At 48.6% G+C, this 16,509-nt stretch carries 17 protein-coding genes and 1 pseudogene; 7 read left to right on the top strand and 11 right to left on the bottom strand.

What is annotated here, in order from left to right:
• Positions 1-3: 3 nt before the first annotated feature.
• From NC980_RS09490 to cysE, 3 genes are all read right to left on the bottom strand, one after another.
• Positions 4-234 (bottom strand): DUF2997 domain-containing protein, encoded by a 231-nt coding sequence (locus NC980_RS09490; RefSeq protein ID WP_190375602.1) that lies wholly within the window; start codon positions 232-234, stop codon positions 4-6.
• Between the two features lie 136 nt (positions 235-370).
• Complete coding sequence (locus NC980_RS09485) at positions 371-994, bottom strand: DUF4142 domain-containing protein (protein ID WP_190375601.1); 624 nt, start codon at positions 992-994, stop codon at positions 371-373.
• 134 nt (positions 995-1,128) lie between these two features.
• Positions 1,129-1,887 carry a serine O-acetyltransferase gene (gene cysE, locus NC980_RS09480; protein ID WP_190375600.1) on the bottom strand — a complete coding sequence of 253 codons (759 nt, stop codon included), beginning with the start codon at positions 1,885-1,887 and terminating at the stop codon, positions 1,129-1,131.
• A 128-nt stretch (positions 1,888-2,015) separates the two neighbouring features.
• Between cysE and lysS the strand changes: the two genes are divergently transcribed.
• On the top strand, positions 2,016-3,515 hold the full coding sequence (lysS, locus tag NC980_RS09475) for a lysine--tRNA ligase (RefSeq protein WP_190375599.1): 1,500 nt from the start codon (positions 2,016-2,018) through the stop codon (positions 3,513-3,515).
• A gap of 130 nt (positions 3,516-3,645) precedes the next feature.
• Here lysS and NC980_RS09470 read toward each other — a convergent pair whose 3' ends face one another.
• The 6 genes and pseudogenes from NC980_RS09470 to NC980_RS09445 form a co-directional block, all read right to left on the bottom strand.
• A complete protein-coding gene (locus tag NC980_RS09470; protein ID WP_190375598.1) occupies positions 3,646-4,086 on the bottom strand; it encodes a hypothetical protein in 441 nt (146 codons plus the stop codon).
• Between the two features lie 247 nt (positions 4,087-4,333).
• A complete protein-coding gene (locus tag NC980_RS09465; protein ID WP_190375597.1) occupies positions 4,334-5,575 on the bottom strand; it encodes a glycosyltransferase family 4 protein in 1,242 nt (413 codons plus the stop codon).
• Between the two features lie 77 nt (positions 5,576-5,652).
• Positions 5,653-7,176: an MFS transporter gene (locus NC980_RS09460; protein WP_242026548.1), complete on the bottom strand. Its 1,524-nt coding sequence runs from the start codon at positions 7,174-7,176 to the stop codon at positions 5,653-5,655.
• A pseudogene (gene recO, locus NC980_RS09455) lies at positions 7,097-8,061 on the bottom strand (DNA repair protein RecO). The gene NC980_RS09460 and the pseudogene recO overlap by 80 nt, the downstream one beginning before the upstream one ends.
• On the bottom strand, positions 8,058-8,753 hold the full coding sequence (deoC, locus tag NC980_RS09450) for a deoxyribose-phosphate aldolase (protein ID WP_190375595.1): 696 nt from the start codon (positions 8,751-8,753) through the stop codon (positions 8,058-8,060). The pseudogene recO and the gene deoC overlap by 4 nt, the downstream one beginning before the upstream one ends.
• 104 nt (positions 8,754-8,857) lie before the next feature.
• On the bottom strand, positions 8,858-9,085 hold the full coding sequence (locus tag NC980_RS09445; protein ID WP_190375594.1) for a hypothetical protein: 228 nt from the start codon (positions 9,083-9,085) through the stop codon (positions 8,858-8,860).
• A 659-nt stretch (positions 9,086-9,744) separates the two neighbouring features.
• Here NC980_RS09445 and NC980_RS09440 point away from each other — a divergent pair.
• From NC980_RS09440 to NC980_RS09420, 5 genes are all read left to right on the top strand, one after another.
• Positions 9,745-10,512, top strand: coding sequence for a site-specific DNA-methyltransferase (locus NC980_RS09440; protein ID WP_347272565.1), 768 nt, complete (start codon positions 9,745-9,747; stop codon positions 10,510-10,512).
• A 194-nt stretch (positions 10,513-10,706) separates the two neighbouring features.
• Positions 10,707-11,930 (top strand): geranylgeranyl reductase, encoded by a 1,224-nt coding sequence (gene chlP, locus NC980_RS09435; RefSeq protein WP_190375593.1) that lies wholly within the window; start codon positions 10,707-10,709, stop codon positions 11,928-11,930.
• 152 nt (positions 11,931-12,082) lie between these two features.
• Positions 12,083-13,468 carry a BCD family MFS transporter gene (locus tag NC980_RS09430; RefSeq protein ID WP_190375592.1) on the top strand — a complete coding sequence of 462 codons (1,386 nt, stop codon included), beginning with the start codon at positions 12,083-12,085 and terminating at the stop codon, positions 13,466-13,468.
• A complete protein-coding gene (locus tag NC980_RS09425; protein ID WP_190375591.1) occupies positions 13,468-14,058 on the top strand; it encodes a Uma2 family endonuclease in 591 nt (196 codons plus the stop codon). The genes NC980_RS09430 and NC980_RS09425 overlap by 1 nt, the downstream gene beginning before the upstream one ends.
• Entirely contained in the window at positions 14,055-14,861 is an 807-nt protein-coding gene (locus tag NC980_RS09420) for an inositol monophosphatase family protein (RefSeq protein WP_190375590.1), read from the top strand. The genes NC980_RS09425 and NC980_RS09420 overlap by 4 nt, the downstream gene beginning before the upstream one ends.
• 33 nt (positions 14,862-14,894) lie before the next feature.
• Here the strand turns inward: NC980_RS09420 and NC980_RS09415 are convergent, their stop codons facing one another.
• Both NC980_RS09415 and NC980_RS09410 read right to left on the bottom strand, forming a co-directional pair.
• On the bottom strand, positions 14,895-15,353 hold the full coding sequence (locus NC980_RS09415) for a DUF29 domain-containing protein (protein ID WP_190375589.1): 459 nt from the start codon (positions 15,351-15,353) through the stop codon (positions 14,895-14,897).
• Between the two features lie 92 nt (positions 15,354-15,445).
• On the bottom strand, positions 15,446-16,249 hold the full coding sequence (locus NC980_RS09410; protein ID WP_242026547.1) for an SAM-dependent chlorinase/fluorinase: 804 nt from the start codon (positions 16,247-16,249) through the stop codon (positions 15,446-15,448).
• 77 nt (positions 16,250-16,326) lie between these two features.
• Here NC980_RS09410 and NC980_RS09405 point away from each other — a divergent pair, with 77 nt between their 5' ends.
• Positions 16,327-16,479: a hypothetical protein gene (locus NC980_RS09405; protein ID WP_190375588.1), complete on the top strand. Its 153-nt coding sequence runs from the start codon at positions 16,327-16,329 to the stop codon at positions 16,477-16,479.
• Positions 16,480-16,509 lie beyond the last annotated feature (30 nt).

The raw sequence follows: 16,509 nt of genomic DNA, 5'->3' as shown, positions 1-16,509 counted from the left end.
CGATTACTCCTGCTGAATGGTTTGGGATTGTTCAACTATTAATTGCTCAACCATTAAAAGATTGTCCTCGCTGTCGTGATATTCGGGCAACAACTCCCGCGCCTCGATCGAACCCAGCGATCGTTCTAAATCTTCAGTTGCCAGGGTACAACTTTCACCTGATCCGTTTAGCACCGTTTCTGTAACTTTGCCATCTTTACCGATGCGATACTCAATCTGCTGATAGTTTGCCATCGTTCTAGAAAAAGTAAGCTTGCACCTGCATTATGTAACAGGAAATTAAATTCAAACTAGAAAAATTGTACTATAAAACCCGACCCTGAGTTCGAGTTCTCAAGCATCGGGCTTAAAGTGATTGCTTCAGTTGTGCTTATTGAGCGCTGGGTGCTGTGGGCGCTGAGGCTTCGTTGTAGCGCCGTGGCACTTGAGCAAAGCGATAGCTTGTTAGACTGCTCGCGATCGTAAAATGCTGATTGATGATTGGTAATCCTTGATTTGCTACGGTGAGCAAACTCGGATTGCGCCCAAATGCTGCTTCGCGCTGATAGAGAGATGCCGCCTCTAAGTGAGCATTGATACCACCTTCATCGAGATAAGCAGTATCAAACTGCGTTCCTGACAATTGCGAAAACCGTTGCATAAGTGCTTGATACTTCGGGCCTGGAGCGGTCGGCAGCGTTACCTGGAGCTGAGGAGCAATGCGCGTTAACTGTTGTTTCACATTTTGTTGCTCTGCAATCTCAGCTTGTGCAAACTTTTGCACTGACGGATTGGTTGATTTCTGCAGCGCCATCTCACCCAACATGATGTTAGCTAGTCCAAATTGCGCGGCTTCGTTAACAAATGCAAGATCAACCGCGTTGGCTTGATTGGTGTTGACGGTAGGGATACGCGGCGACTGTTGAGCATTAACCTGCGAAAAGAACGAACCCCCGATCGCGAAACACAATCCCACGATCGCAGAAATTGCTACGATGTAATACTTTCTAAACATGAAACCTATCCTATTTCTACAAAAATGAAGAGCATGATTCGGGGAAATTCCACAGATGCTCTTCACTTATGTTCGTAGCTTGAGAAACAGTTTCCTCTCCCTAGAGGCGTGTTCCTGAAAGTTAAATTCCAGCACTAAATTCCAGCACCGTCGAGGAACTCATCGATCACGCGATCTCGCAATCGACAGGCTTCTCCTTCATTTACGGATTCGGGCTTCGGCTCGACTGCAGGCATTGCATAACACGCAGCTAATGATTCACGAGTATGCAGGCTTTGGATCTGCTGCTCTAAAGTCTCAATGCGATCGACCAAGGCCCGAATCACTTGCGCTTCGGAGTCCGGTAAGCGCCCATGTTCCAGTGGCTCAACTCGCTCTCCGGCACGATACACAATCCGCCCCGGAACGCCCACAACCGTGCAATCCGAGGGAACATCCCGCAGCACCACTGATCCCGCCCCGATTCGCACATTGTTGCCAAGCTGGATGTTTCCCAGCACTTTTGCGCCTGCACCCACGACCACGTTTTCTCCGAGGGTTGGATGTCGTTTGCCGCATTCTTTTCCGGTTCCGCCCAGCGTCACCCCTTGATAAATCAGTGCGTAATCTCCGACGATCGCTGTTTCACCGATCACGACACCCATTCCGTGATCGATAAAGACGCTTTGACCGATCGTGGCTCCAGGGTGAATCTCAATTCCCGTAAAAAATCGTCCAATCTGTGAAATTAATCTCGGCACAAAGGGTACGCCCACTTTGTATAGCCAATGGGCGATCCGATGCAGCATCAAGGCTTGTAACCCCGGATAGCAGAACAGTACCTCTAACCAATTGCGGGCAGCGGGGTCACGATCGAAAATAATTTTGAAGTCAGCAATCAGGCTTTTCAGCACAGTAGCATCCCTATGTGGCGTGATAAGACCAAAACCTATCTTAGCGTGTCGAGTGAATCGAGATCATCCGCGTGGTAATTCGGCAAACCCCCCTATAATGAGAGACTGCATTCTTTCACGCCCTACTCATGTCAGACGAACTTCGCCAAACTCGAATCGAGAAAGTAGAACAACTCAAGCAGTTGGGAATCAATCCCTATGCGTATCGGTGGGAAACAACCCACGCGGCGGCACAGTTGCAGGAAAAGTTTGCTGAGTTGCCAAGTGGCGAAGAAGATTCGATCGAGGTTGCGATCGCGGGCAGAATTATGACGCGTCGTGTCTTTGGAAAACTGGCGTTTTTCACGCTGCAAGACGAGACCGGAACGATTCAGCTTTATCTAGAAAAAAGCCGAATTCAAGCATTCATGCCAGATAATCCAGAGGCATTTAATCAACTCAAACAGCTAACGGATGCAGGCGATTTTCTGGGAGTGCGAGGCACGATTAAGCGCACCGAAAAAGGCGAATTGTCGGTGTATGTGAAAGATTACATGATGCTGACCAAATCGCTGTTGCCATTGCCAGATAAGTGGCATGGATTGACCGATGTGGCAAAGCGGTATCGTCAGCGCTATGTGGATTTGATTGTGAATCCAGAAGTGCGCGATACGTTTCGTAAGCGGGCATTAATTACCGCAGGCATTCGCCGCTATTTGGATGAGCAAGGCTTTATCGAAATTGAAACACCTGTGTTGATGAGTGAAGCCGGTGGGGCAGATGCCCGCCCGTTTATCACGTATCACAACACCATGGATATGCAGCTTTATCTGCGAATCGCCACTGAATTGCATCTAAAGCGGCTGATTGTGGGCGGCTTTGAGAAAGTGTTTGAACTGGGTCGAATTTTCAGAAACGAAGGCATTTCGACGCGACACAATCCTGAGTTTACGTCGATTGAGGTTTACCAAGCCTACGCTGATTACCACGACATGATGAATCTTACTGAAGCAATCATTACCACCGTGGCACAGAAGGTGATTGGAACGCTCAAAATTAATTATCAAGGCGAAGAAATTGATCTCACTCCCCCTTGGCGGCGAATCACCATGCACGAAATTGTGCAGGAAAAAACCGGGATTGATTTTGCTCAATTCACGTCGTTAGAAGACGCGAAAGCAGCGGCGAAAAAAGCAGGAATTCGCGACATTGAGGATTGCTCGTCGATCGGTAAACTCCTCAACGAAGCCTTTGAGCAAACCGTCGAAACTACGCTAATTCAACCGACCTTTATTCTTGATTATCCGGTTGAGATTTCACCCTTGGCAAAACCACACCGATCGCAGCCCGGACTGGTCGAACGCTTTGAATTGTTCATCGTCGGGCGCGAAACCGCGAATAGTTTCTCGGAGTTAACTGATCCATTGGATCAGCGCGATCGCTTGGAAGCGCAAGCAGCGCGAAAAGCAGCCGGAGACCTCGAAGCGCATGGTGTCGATGAGGACTTCTTGACCGCGTTAGAGTACGGAATGCCGCCGACCGGAGGCTTGGGAATTGGGATCGATCGCCTGGTAATGCTGTTAACCGATTCAGCTAGTATCCGTGATGTGATCGCTTTCCCGCTATTGAAACCTGAGAAAGAAGAGTAATTGCAGCAAATGTTGCTTTACTAAGCAAGATCTTGCACCATCGCTGCAAAAAGCAGTCAGAAACATCGAACCGCTCCTGACTGCTTTAGATCCCCCAGAATTGGGTCGATCTCCTGGTGTTGACAGAGCGCTATCTAGCCGCCGAAGAAACTCCTCGATCGTGATTGGGAAAATCTTGATTCTCATGCAGATAATGGCTAACCGCTCTCTGGCTTAACAGTCTGCCCAACTGTAACCATGTCAAATAGCTCAGCAGCAGGATAAACAGCAGAGAGAAAAATAAAGCAGGCAGAACTGGAACTCCAAGCACTTCCAATCCAGAAGCAGTGAGGATGTAGATTCCACTCATCATGCCGGTCAGCGGCAGGATAATTTGCACCGCTCCTCTGAAGGGTAGGTCACTCGCAGAGAAATGTTTAGACCAATAATCAATGCGTTCCCTAACCAAAGCGACAAATGGAATTGCGCTAGTCACAGCGATAAAAAAGCCGACAAATAGCAAAAAATAAGGAGGATCGGGTCGAGCCATTGCCAAATCTCCAAGTTGTTCAAAAGAAATAAACCAGTTCATCGTTTTTCCCTAATTTCTATTTCTAATTGCTTCAAAAAACGGTTAAATCAAAACTGTTCTAAGCGTGAATAGCTCCCTATTTGTGAGGAATTTAGGGAACTACTTCATTGCTGACTGCTTTAAATTTCACCTACAGAGCAATCTGAATAACTCCCTCAAAAGGTGAAGAACTTCGTGAAAACTCCAATATTGATGAGAAGAAATGTGAAGCTTTTCTTCTCACTTTACAATCGCTAAACTTCCTAAATTAAATATCAAGCGGTAGATCAATCGCAGCCGGATAACGCCCCTGGGGTAAATCGATCGATCTCCAAAGTGACGGAACTTTATTCAAAAATGGCACTCGGCGGCGGTGTCGATGTTTCTCTAGCAAGTCTTCGTACAACGCTTCGACTTGAGAAATATTGTTGCTCAGCGTGTAGCGCTCTTCTACTCGCTGTCTCGCCTTCTGCCCCAACATCGTTGTCCAGCTTGCGTGATCTCGCAGTTGAGGAAGTAATGCTCTCAATTGTGACGTGACGCGCTGCGTTTCTAGAACAATTCCCGCCTCGTCTTCTAAGACTTCACCATCTGCCCCCGCATCAGTCGCCACACACGCGACTCCACACGCCATTGCTTCTAGAAGAGACAGCGATAAGCCTTCGACGAGCGACGGCAAGATAAACACATCCGTATCGCGCAAGATGTTAATGCGATCGCGCTCATCCGCCAAAAATCCTAGCCATTTAATCCCGTGTTCCTCGCCGTAAAACGGAATCAGCGAAGCCGCTAAAGTTCCATGATTACCCACAATCACCAGCTTGCAATCCTCACCCATATTCGCCTGCTTCCAAGCTTTTAAGAGGGATTCAACATTCTTTTCGGGTGCGATTCGACCTTGATACAAAAACAACCGTTTTGCACCCACCCTGGCTTTAAACGACGATGCTCCCGGTGAGTATTTTTCAATATCCACTCCGTTTGGAATCACCGCGATCTTTTCTGCTGGAACACCCAGTTTGATGAGTAAATCTCGCTGGATTCTGGAGAAAATAATCACACGATCGTACTTCGCCAAAGAGGGTGCATAAAGCTGGTACATCAAATGCTGAGTCCCAGAGGTGAGATTGCGAAGTTTGCGATCGAATGCGGGATGAAACGTTGCAACTAAAGGAAGGTTCAACGTCTGACAAATCTCCGGCAGCATAAAGTCAAGCGGCGATAGTGTCAGCGATGCGTGAACCAAATCGGGCTTTGGCGATAGATTTTTAAGCGCTTGTTCGAGAACTTTGGCGGATTTTAGCGTCGGGATCGTGTAGATTTGCGATTTATATAAAAACGGAATCTGAATTTCTCTGAGATCGGGAAAGTTATCGGGAACCCCTTCTTCCTGAGCAAAGTGGAAGAAGCTAACTTGATGTCCTCGATCTAACAGAGCATTCGTAACTTCTCGACTGTAGGTAACATTGCCGCAAAACGGTGTTTTCTTGCCAAGCCAAGCGATGTGCATTTGAGTTTAGTAATAGAGACTAAGGGTGATGTGAGGCTCAAGGTCGTAGAAACAACACGTCTCTGGTTCCTAAGCTCTTATTCCTGGTTATTATCATTCGTATGTGCAATATACCAGGTTAGCGATCCGCCCGCGATCGTCAAGGCAGCAAGCGCCAGAAACACAATTCTCAACCCAAAGATCGTTTCAGATACGCCCGCTAAAACCAGCGGCAACGACAACGCAATGTTAACGGCATTGTTTTGCAGACCAAAGACTTTACCTCGCATATCTTCGGGTGTTTCTTGCTGAATTGTGGTTTGCATCGGAATTCCAATCAATGCGGCAAAGGCTCCCAGCGCCACCAGCAATCCGAGGGTAATCCAAAGATGGCTGTAGAAAAAGCCAATTCCAACCAGACAGGATGCCATGCCGATCGACCCGATCGTTCCCAGTCTTGCATGAGCAAAACGCTGTCCAAAACTCCCCAGCAATGCCGCTCCCGCCGCCATGCCGACACCGCCTGCTGCCAAGAGAAACCCAAACTGTGAAGACTTAATTTCGGGCATCACTTCCGCTAGTCGCACTGCCAAAACTGCGAGTGCCGCGAAAATCGAAAACAGAATCACAAGCTGAATCAACGCGCCGCGCACATGAGCGTGTTTACCAAGAAAGCTCAACCCATCTTTAATATCTTCCCAAACGTGCGGCTGATCTTCCGGTGCAACCTCTTGTGGCTTCTCTCCGGTTCGCATCAGCAGCAAGAGGACTCCTGCAATCACATATCCGCCGCCAACCAGTAGCTCTTTACCGAAATCTGTACTGCCACCAAATCGACTGGCGATCGTATCCGCCAGCGCCAACAACGGTTCACCCACCGCGAATCCGATAATCACCGAAGCCATTGCAGTCGTGGTGTAGAGCGAGTTTGCTGAAAGCAGATGTCGTTTCTCCACGACAAGCGGCATGATGGATTGTTCTGCGGGTGCGAAAAACTGCGTCAGCGTCGAAACCAAGAAGGTCACGACTAAGAGCAGACAGAACCCAACCGGTAAGTCTTTGAATGTTGTCCAGCCTTTAGTCAGCCAAAGCATAACCGGCAGCGCAAATACTAGCGCCCCGCGCAGTAGATTGGTCGAGACTAAAACGCCTTTTTTCGACCAGCGATCAACATAGACCCCCGCGATCGAACCAAATAAAATCGCCGGAATTGTGAATGCGATCATAATCGAGGATACCCAACCGCTAATCGTCTGCCCCTCCGACTGAAAGCGACTCGCAATCAAAGCAATCATCAGCACCAGATAGACCTTATCCGACAACTGCGAGAATACCTGACCCGACCAGAGCGTAAGAAAATTACGGTTTCTCAGGACGGGTGCAAATCCTCGTTCTGGCTCTTCAGGCGGTTCTGGTACGGGTTGATCTGGCGATACTACCTTCCCATTTTCAGAAACCTCGCCATCAAAATCGGGGAATGTATTCTCTTTTGGCATCAATCGCGGCTCGATCGAGCGGCTCGGCGGCTGAGAGCGAAACGGCTCAGGATGAGAATTCAGGCGGGCTGAATCGTGATCGAGCGCGGACATCAAAACGTAGTCGGTTGGGGAGGGTCGCATCATGGTTTAAGGCATCGAGTCGGTTGCAAAACAGCTTTCAATCAGGGCAGCAGATCGAATCGGTTGATCGAAGTGATACTGCGCGTACTGACGAAGCAACTTTTCGAGAGTGAGCCAGACGGCGGTGGAATGTTGGTCTGGCGCAGGTGGTTCAGCCTGGGGGAGATGCTGAAGCGCGGCAAGTTCGGGGGGGTAGAGTGGCACACTCAAAGCAGCGTGGAATTTTCGAGGGGAAGTCGAAACGCTTGATCCTGCCACCCGATATTCTCCCACAGGTGACTGGACTCGGTACTGCGGGGACTGTTCTTGGATCAGGCGATCGAGTTCTTCGAGCTTGACCACTCCGCCGATCGCACTGCTAAATCCAGCTTGCGGCTCAGAACTGCTCAAATCCGGCTCGATCGTGGCTCCGGTGACGCTGCACTGATGCACTTGAGGCGCGACTCCAGCCACCACCAAAAGCTGAAAAACGGCGTGAATTAACCGAGGCAGCACTTCATCATCCGTGCATTGCTCGATTCGGGCTAGGTGCTCATTTAATAGATAGAAGAGTTCTTCTTGGGGCTGTTCGCTGAGGGCTTGCTGAAGGGTGAGTTCGGCTAAATATTGCCCTGCGGTCAGTTTCTTCAGGTTGCGCCCCAAGCCTGGATAAGACTCCAGCGTTTCGGCTTGCGTGATTTTGTCGAGCGATCGTCCTTTTGCCATCAGCAGTTCGTTCACAACAAACAAGCCACTGCGCCCCCCCAGTTTAGAATTTTGCTTACGCGCCCCCATCGCTACGGCTCTAAGCAATCCGAATTCCTTCGTCAAAATCGTGACGATTCGATCTGCCTCTCCCAAGGGCATCGCTTTAAGATTGATTCCGATCGCTTTGTAAGTTCGGCTCATGAACCAGATTCATTGGGGGTCTTTTCTAGGGTATCGCGCTGACGCAGTAACTCGACACCTCTGGATGTTCCAAGCCGTGTCGCTCCCGCCACAATCAAATCTAAAGCCTGTTCAACAGTGCGGATTCCCCCAGAAGCCTTAATTCCGACCCGATCCTGAGCGATTTCTTTCAAAAGGCGGACATCTGCGACAGTCGCTCCTCCGTTCCAGCCTGTACTGGTTTTGAGAAAGGCGGCTCCAGCATCCATGCACATCTGGGCAGCAGTGCGTTTTTCCGCTTCGGTCAAAAGTGACATTTCCAAGATGGCTTTGATCGGACAGCCGGTGGATTCCCGAATCTCTGCAATCTCTCGATAAAGGGCATCGAGATTACCAGACTTTAACCAACTGAGATTAATCACGATATCTAGTTCTGTCGCGCCGTTTTCGACGGCTTCTTCTGCCTCATAGCGCTTGATGATCGAGGTGTTTGCCCCTAAGGGAAATCCAATTACCGTCGTGACTTTAGGCTGCTTGGTATGCAGCAGGTTTGTCGCTTGCTTGACGTGAATTGGAAGGACGCACACGGAGGCGAAGTGATAGCGATCGGCTTCCTCGCACCACTGCTCGACTTGAATAGGAGTCGCGATCGGTGTGAGCAAGGAATGATCAATAAAAGCCGCAATATCGATATCTGGATAAGACTGACTCATTGCGTTCTTTTGGAAACTGCACTCTTCAGAATCGCATAAAAATCCGTAGTCCAACTTTCTGAACTACGGACATCTAGCAAATGGTCATAAATAAAGAAGCTGAATTAACGAGTACCAGATCCTCCAGTGCTACTGGGCGGAGCATTCGGTTCGGGATCGAAGGTTGAATCTATTAATTTAGTGATAGGCTGAAAATCAGGGTGGAAAGCGGGATGCAGCGCTTTCCCAGCGGATGGCGCTTCTACACTCCTTGCGATCGTAATAACTTCAGCCTGAGCAAATTTTGCCAGTGAGAGCGATGCACCTAAAGCCAGAGTTGCTGTCAGTGCCATCCTTGAGAACGTCCTCATTTGCAGCAACCGATGAAGATAAAGCATTTATCTTATTCACTTCCTTCACAGTATCTTAATTGATCTAGCAAGATAATTCCAGTGTTTATACGGTAGTCTTATCGCGGTTTTATAGAATTGAAATGATACTTAAGTAATTGCACAGTAATCGCACAAGATCACGGAGAGAATTTTTACTTGCGAAAGCTTTAATGGCTCAATTCTGCGATTTTTATAAAATATCTGTGTCGATCCGTGATGTTGTCTCAGGCTTTTAAGTTTGTTGAAGATTTTTCTCCTAAGAAATTTTGCTCGTCTCGCTCCCTTTATCTGTTAACTTTTAGATCTTTTCTAAGAGCTTTTCCAAAACCTAATCTTTACTTCATAGTTTCTTCATAAAAGTTGACAGTGTGCATCTAAGCTTATTAAACACAACTGTGCAATTACGAAACCTTATAAAACTATAAAACTTTAGACTCTGTTCGATCGCGCCCGTGAAAAAATCCAAAGCCAGCAGAAATCGTAGTGTTGAATTAAGCGACCTCGACCGACAACGCCTGAGATCAAGGCTGATTTCGATCGCTGAGCTTTCTACCAACCCACCAATAGGGACTATTCAAGCAGATAGCTTAGCGATTTCCGCTCTGCTACCCGATAGATTTGTGGATCTTTTAATCCTCGATCCGCCCTACAACTTGTCAAAGAATTTCAACGGGTTGAGATTTGAACGTCGCTCAGTCGAAGCGTATACGGCTTGGCTAGAGGCTGCGATCGTTGCCTTTAAGCCATTGCTCAAACCGACAGCCTCCCTTTATATCTGCGGTGATTGGCTGTCTTCGGCTTCGATTTACACGGCGGCTTCCGCTCATTTCACGGTTCACAATCGGATTACTTGGGAGCGTGAGAAAGGACGAGGCGCAAAAGCGAACTGGAAGAATTCGAGCGAAGATATTTGGTTCTGTACCGTCTCAAATCAGTACACCTTTAACTTAGATGCCGTGAAATTGCGGCGACGAGTGCTGGCACCCTATCGGACGATCGAAAAAACGCCGAAAGATTGGGAATCGACCGAGCAGGGGAATTTCCGCGATACGCATCCATCAAACTTTTGGTCAGATATCACGATCCCGTTCTGGTCGATGCCTGAGAATACAGAACATCCCACTCAAAAAAGCGAAAAACTGCTCGCCAAGCTGATTTTGGCAAGCTCGAATCCGGGAGATTTTGTCTTTGATCCGTTTGTCGGCAGTGGGACGACTTCGGTGGTGGCGAAGAAGCTCGATCGCTGTTATCTCGGCATCGATTTAAACGAAGAATACTGTCTGTTAACGGAGCGGCGATTGGAACTGGCGGAGAACGATCGTCGGATTCAAGGCTGGTCAGACGGAGTATTTTGGGAGCGCAATACGTTCGTATCGCAGCAGAAATAAGCGCGATCGTGACTTCGATTCTTCAAATGACATCATCGAGCGTCTTCTATTTCTGTCTTGGCGATCGCTAATTTATTACGACAAAATAATTAAATTGTTAAGCTGTGTTTCAAGTTGCCGTAGTCCGTAACAGAAGGGCAAAAGCCGCGTGATACGATGGCTTTCGTAGCTTTAAAGAAATTGGGAGAAAACCTTTGACACTCCGGGTTGCAGTTGTAGGCGGTGGTCCTGCTGGTTCTTCCGCAGCAGAGACCTTAGCAAAAGCGGGTATTGAAACCTATCTTATTGAGCGCAAGTTAGACAACGTTAAACCCTGTGGTGGGGCAATCCCCCTCTGTATGGTGTCGGAATTTGACTTGCCCGAAAACATCATCGATCGCAAAGTGCGAAAGATGAAAATGATTTCCCCCTCGAATGTCGAAGTTAGTATCGGTAGCACGTTAAAAGACGACGAATATATCGGAATGTGTCGCCGCGAAGTCCTAGATGGCTTTCTGCGCGATCGTGCCGTCTCCCTCGGCGCAAAGTTGATTAATGGCACGATGCACAAGCTGGAATTGCCCACCAGTGCAAACGGTTCCTACACGCTGCACTATGCCGATCACTCGGATGGCAGCTTGGAAGGAAAAGCCGCAACGCTCGAAGTCGATCTGGTCATTGGTGCAGATGGCGCAAACTCGCGAGTGGCAAAAGCGATCGATGCCGGGGATTACAACTATGCGATCGCCTTCCAAGAGCGGATCATGCTGCCTGATGACAAGATGGCGTACTACGAAGACCTCGCTGAGATGTACGTGGGCGACGATGTTTCCACCGATTTCTACGCTTGGGTGTTTCCGAAGTACAACCACGTTGCGGTGGGAACCGGAACGATGGCTCCGAACAAAGCAGACATCAAAAAGCTACAGGCTGGAATTCGGGCAAGAGCCGCGAAAAAACTCAGAGGCGGAAAGATCATTCGGGTTGAAGCACATCCGATTCCAGAGCATCCGAGACCGCGCCGTGTGGTTGGTCGCGTTGCCTTGGTTGGAGATGCAGCCGGAACCGTGACCAAATCTTCGGGTGAAGGCATTTACTTCGCTGCGAAATCGGCGCGGATGTGTGCAGAAACGATCGTCGAATTTTCTGAAAACGGTCGTCGCATTCCCACGGAAGCAGATTTGAAAGTGTATCTGAAGCGTTGGGATAAGAAGTACGGACTCACCTACAAAGTGCTGGACATTTTGCAAACGGTATTCTACCGAACCGATGCAACCCGCGAAGCCTTTGTCGAAATGTGTTCGGATATCGATGTGCAAAAGCTCACCTTCGATAGCTACCTTTACAAAACGGTTGTCCCGGCAAATCCGCTGGTGCAACTGAAGATCACGGCGAAAACGATCGGCAGCCTGATTCGCGGCAATGCGTTAGCGCCCTAAGTCAAGATTGCCTTTGCTAAGATGCGATCGTGCAGCACTGCGCGATCGCTTTTTATTGGTCGATCTGAATTTGCAATTGCTCGATTCTCCCTACCTTTACTTCGTTTACGATCGCCATAGAAACCCTAAACCGCTATTCTGAGTTCCAAACTATGATCACGCAACCGCCCAGAATCAAGCTTTTGACGATGTTCCAACTCGGTCTGTATCAGATGGGGTTGGGCATGATGTCGGTGTTAACGCTTGGTGTGCTAAATCGCATCATGATTAAAGAATTGGCAATTCCGGCAACGATCGCAGCAGGCGCGATCGCGGTGCATCAATTCATGGCTCCCGCTCGATTGTGGTTTGGGCAGATGTCGGATGCAAAGCCGATCGCAGGCTATCACCGGACGGGTTATGTGTGGATCGCGTCGGTGCTGTTTTCGCTGACTGCGTTTTTAGCGGTTCAGGTGATGTGGCAAGTGGGCGCGAGTTTGCAGACGGTTGGATGGAGTCTACAAACACAGATTTGGATCGGCGTATTAGGGCTAGTCTTTGCGCTGTACGGGTTGACTTTGAGCGCCGGATCGACTCCGTTTGCGGCGCTATTGGTCGATGTGAGCGAAGAAGAAGAACGATCAAAATTGGTCGGAATTGTTTGGTCGATGCTGATGGTGGGAATTGTGATCGGGGCGATCGTCACCTCTCGATTGTTACCAGCCGAAGGAACTGCGAATTTAGCAGCGTTGCGTCCGGCGGTCGATCGTGTGTTTGTAATCATTCCAAGTATTGTCTGTGGGCTGTGTGTGCTAGCAACGCTTGGAGTTGAAAAGAAGTATTCGCGGTTTAGTACACGGACGACCTTCGATCGCGAGGATCAAATTACCTTAAGCCGAGCGATTCGAGTGTTAACGGCTTCACCGCAAACGGGATTATTTTTCGCCTTCTTGCTGTTCATGACGATTAGTTTGTTTATGCAAGATGCGGTAATGGAGTCTTACGGCGGACAAGTGTTTGGAATGTCGGTTGCAGAAACGACTCGCCTAAACGCCTTTTGGGGCATGGGCACCTTGATTGGAATTAGTAGCGCCGGATTTGCGATCGTGCCTCGCCTCGGAAAAACTAGAACCGCCAAACTCGGATGTGTTCTCGTTGCAGCCTGCATGATCTTTATCATCTTCACAGGCTTTACCGCGAACCCCAAACTTTTACAAAGTGGATTATTCCTGTTTGGTTTAGCATCGGGCGTCACAACCACGGGCGCGATTAGCTTAATGCTCGATCTAACGGCGGTTGAAACCGCAGGGACATTTATCGGGGCATGGGGATTAGCACAAGCGTTGGCGAGAGCATTAGCAACGATTTTCGGTGGTGGCGCTTTAGATGTGGGCAAAGCGATTTTCTCGAATTTGACGCTATCGTATGCGGTGGTATTCGGATTACAAGCGATCGGGATGCTCGTTGCAGTCGGATTGCTCAACCGCGTGGATGTCAAAGCGTTCCGCAATAATACAAAAGCTGCAATTTCAACGATTTTGCAAGGTGAGTTGGATTAATGACTCAAGCAAAACCCCCATTTCAGACGATCGAGGAGTATCTTGATTACGATGATGGAACTGACACCCGCTATGAATTGGTTGATGGGGTGCTGGTAGAGATGGGCGCAGAAAAGCCAATTAATACCGCGATCGCCGTTTTCTTGATCGGATACTTTCTACAGCTCGGAATTCCAGTATCACGAATTGGCATCAAACATTTGATTGCAGGGAGTTCGTCGAGAGTGACTGCACGCGATCCAGATTTAATGATTCATTCCGAAGCATCGCGTGATGCCATGAATCAAACTGCTCAGTTATTTCTGTCGGCTACAATGCCTGCTCCTTTGCTTGTGATCGAAGTCGTTTCGCCAGGGGAGCCTGGAAGCGACAACTATAACCGCGATTACATTGAGAAGCCCAGGGAGTACGCGGCGCGAGGAATTTCTGAGTATTGGCTGATTGACCCCAATCGAGCTGTGGTACTTGTGCTAACGCTACAGAACGATCGCTATCAAACGAAAGAATTTAGAAACAACGATCGTCTCGTCTCCCCCACGTTTCCAAACCTGCAATTAACAGCAGCGCAAATTTTAGAGGCAGGAGCATGAATTTTTTAGAAATCAAAACCTTTTCAGAAACGCTCACCCATAAAGTTGGGGTGCAACTGCTGAAAGATTTTGGACAGGTGCAGGCGGCGGAAAAAGCAGACGGAAGCCTTGTTACACAGTCCGATCGCTGGGCAGATGAGCAAATTCGGGCGGCAATCTCGCAAAAGTTTCCCAATCACGGTGTTTTAAGTGAAGAAGCGGAGCATTGTTTTCCCGATCGTGAGTGGTGCTGGATTATCGATCCGTTAGATGGGACGACGAATTTTGCGCGAGGCTTGCCGCTCTGGGGGATTTCGATCGCGCTTCTCTATCAAGGCACCCCAGTCTTCGGCTATGTGCATCTGCCGCCGTTGAACCAATCGTTTCATGGATATTGGTGCAGCGAATCGGGGTTAGATTTACCGTCGGGGGCATTTCTCAATGACAAACCAATTCACGCAAGCCAAGAAGCTCTCACCCGCAATCACTTTTTTAATCTCTGTGCCCGCAGTACCTCAGTGCTGAAAAATCCATTTCCAGCAAAGATTCGGATGCTAGGGGTTGCGACCTATAACTTACTTACAGTCGCGGCAGGCGCGACGATGGGCGGCGTAGAAGCAACTCCGAAGATTTGGGATATTGCCGCAGTTTGGGCGATCGTACAAGCAGCAGGCGCGGTTTGGCATCCCTTGGAATCATCTCCGATTTTTCCGCTAGAAGTCGGCAAGGATTACAGTACGCGATCGTTTCCCACTTTAGTCGTGAGTCGAGCGGATTTGGTGCCTGTGTTTGAGCCGCTGGTGAGAACGATCGGACAACCCTGACGCTTCTGCGAGCGACTACGATCGCAAATTCAATCAGTCATGACTGTCCCAGAATTTATCATGCAGAAGAACATCGATTTCGCTGCTATATTGCCACTCATCAGGAAATTGAGTTTTCGGATAGTCTTCTCGCAGGTCTAATAGAGCCGACTTCCAAGCGTCAGGAAATGCTGCAATTAAATATTTTCGCAAGCTTGGTGATTGTTCCAATAAGAGTTTCAGTTGCTTTCGCTGTTCGCGAATGGTTAATTCCCAACCCCGATAGTCATCGGGAGAATAAACATAGAGGCGTTTGAGGAGATGATTGAGTAATACTTCCAGACGGTTTTTTAGCTCCCGTCGATCGCGCCCTGCCAAGCCTTCAATCTCCTCAATCAAGCTGTCGATGTCTATCTCTTCAAAGTGTCGTTGTTTCAGCTTGATTACCGTATCGTCTAACCAAGCGACTAAATCCTGCTGATAGAGCGTTTTCTGGGCTTGGATTTGCGTCATACAGCATCGCTCCTTTTGCGAGATAACTTTATTTTATCGAGGCTCACAGACTTCTTTTGCTAGAGAAGATCGAAACTGATTGAAAATTGGTTTCAGCTAGAGAGCACCATGATCGTATCTCCAACCGCTAGCTTCAAATAATTCTGAGCATTGCCGCGATTCATGGCAATCTCAACCCAACGATGACTGCCAATCAATCCAATAACCTCACCGATTGCAGCATCAGCATAAGTCGTCTTTCCTGAAAAGATTGCCTCATTGATGCGAATTCTCCAAGGACGATCGCGTACCCGCTCTCCTGGAATGTTGGTGATGAGATTGCCGAAATGATCGATCGCTTGAATCACGCCGAGCAATCCTGCTTCCGTTTCAATCACACCCGGAATCGGTAACTGCACGATCGAACTTAAATCGATCGCAGTGCCTAGCTCGTGTAAGGGAACTCCACTCGCCAAATATGCTGCAATAGGCGCAAAAATATCACGTCCGTGAAACGTAGTGCTTGGAGTTGGTGAGCGCCAATACTGCGGATTGCTCAATTCGACTGCCGAGATCGCGTCACTCAGAACACCGCTAATCAACCCGTTATCCGGTGCGACCACAAATCCAGATTTGAGCCGAACCGCAATTGATCGCCGCTGACTCCCGACTCCCGGATCAACGACGGCAAGATGAACTGTTCCACTTGGAAAATAAGGATAAGCGTTCATTAGGTGAAATCGAGCGGTTCCAATGTCTTGAGGCGGGACTTGGTGGGTTAGATCGATCGTCTGAATCTGGAGATTGATTTGTGCGATCGTTCCCTTCATTACTCCCACATAGACATCATTTAGTCCGAAGTCAGTCAGCAGCGTGATTAACATTTGTCCGTCGAAAGTATGAATTTTTAGTAGCATAAGCTACCGTTTGAAATGACCGATGCTAAAATTAAATGATGGTGATAAGCAAAGCTAACCTCTAGGAAATTTCAATTATGAACAGAAATCGCTTGCATTCAGCAGAAGTTGCGAGAGTCCATCGCGAAAACCTACAAAGAAACCTGCAGCGCCGCATGGATGCAGCTAAAGCGCGGGGTGATCAAGCGTTGCTGCGGATGCTGGAAGCAGAAGCAAGCTACCTGAGATAATTCATTGTTTTGTAAAATCTCAAATTTAGC

The sequence above is a fragment of the Leptolyngbya sp. AS-A5 genome, from assembly GCF_039962495.1.
Taxonomy (GTDB): Bacteria; Cyanobacteriota; Cyanobacteriia; order Leptolyngbyales; family Leptolyngbyaceae; genus Leptolyngbya.
Note: the sequence above shows the minus strand (reverse complement) of the source record. Positions and strands in the feature narration are given on the sequence as shown.

Excerpts from the sequence above, each read along its gene's own strand:
- lysS (WP_190375599.1), top strand. The coding sequence starts at position 2,016 with ATGTCAGACGAACTTCGCCAAACTCGAATCGAGAAAGTAGAACAACTC.
- NC980_RS09485 (WP_190375601.1), bottom strand. The coding sequence starts at position 994 with ATGTTTAGAAAGTATTACATCGTAGCAATTTCTGCGATCGTGGGATTG.
- NC980_RS09430 (WP_190375592.1), top strand. The coding sequence starts at position 12,083 with ATGATCACGCAACCGCCCAGAATCAAGCTTTTGACGATGTTCCAACTC.
- NC980_RS09470 (WP_190375598.1), bottom strand. The coding sequence starts at position 4,086 with ATGAACTGGTTTATTTCTTTTGAACAACTTGGAGATTTGGCAATGGCT.
- NC980_RS09415 (WP_190375589.1), bottom strand. The coding sequence starts at position 15,353 with ATGACGCAAATCCAAGCCCAGAAAACGCTCTATCAGCAGGATTTAGTC.
- NC980_RS09445 (WP_190375594.1), bottom strand. The coding sequence starts at position 9,085 with ATGGCACTGACAGCAACTCTGGCTTTAGGTGCATCGCTCTCACTGGCA.
- NC980_RS09420 (WP_190375590.1), top strand. The coding sequence starts at position 14,055 with ATGAATTTTTTAGAAATCAAAACCTTTTCAGAAACGCTCACCCATAAA.
- deoC (WP_190375595.1), bottom strand. The coding sequence starts at position 8,753 with ATGAGTCAGTCTTATCCAGATATCGATATTGCGGCTTTTATTGATCAT.
- NC980_RS09410 (WP_242026547.1), bottom strand. The coding sequence starts at position 16,249 with ATGCTACTAAAAATTCATACTTTCGACGGACAAATGTTAATCACGCTG.
- NC980_RS09405 (WP_190375588.1), top strand. The coding sequence starts at position 16,327 with ATGAACAGAAATCGCTTGCATTCAGCAGAAGTTGCGAGAGTCCATCGC.
- NC980_RS09465 (WP_190375597.1), bottom strand. The coding sequence starts at position 5,575 with ATGCACATCGCTTGGCTTGGCAAGAAAACACCGTTTTGCGGCAATGTT.
- NC980_RS09490 (WP_190375602.1), bottom strand. The coding sequence starts at position 234 with ATGGCAAACTATCAGCAGATTGAGTATCGCATCGGTAAAGATGGCAAA.
- NC980_RS09425 (WP_190375591.1), top strand. The coding sequence starts at position 13,468 with ATGACTCAAGCAAAACCCCCATTTCAGACGATCGAGGAGTATCTTGAT.
- NC980_RS09460 (WP_242026548.1), bottom strand. The coding sequence starts at position 7,176 with ATGATGCGACCCTCCCCAACCGACTACGTTTTGATGTCCGCGCTCGAT.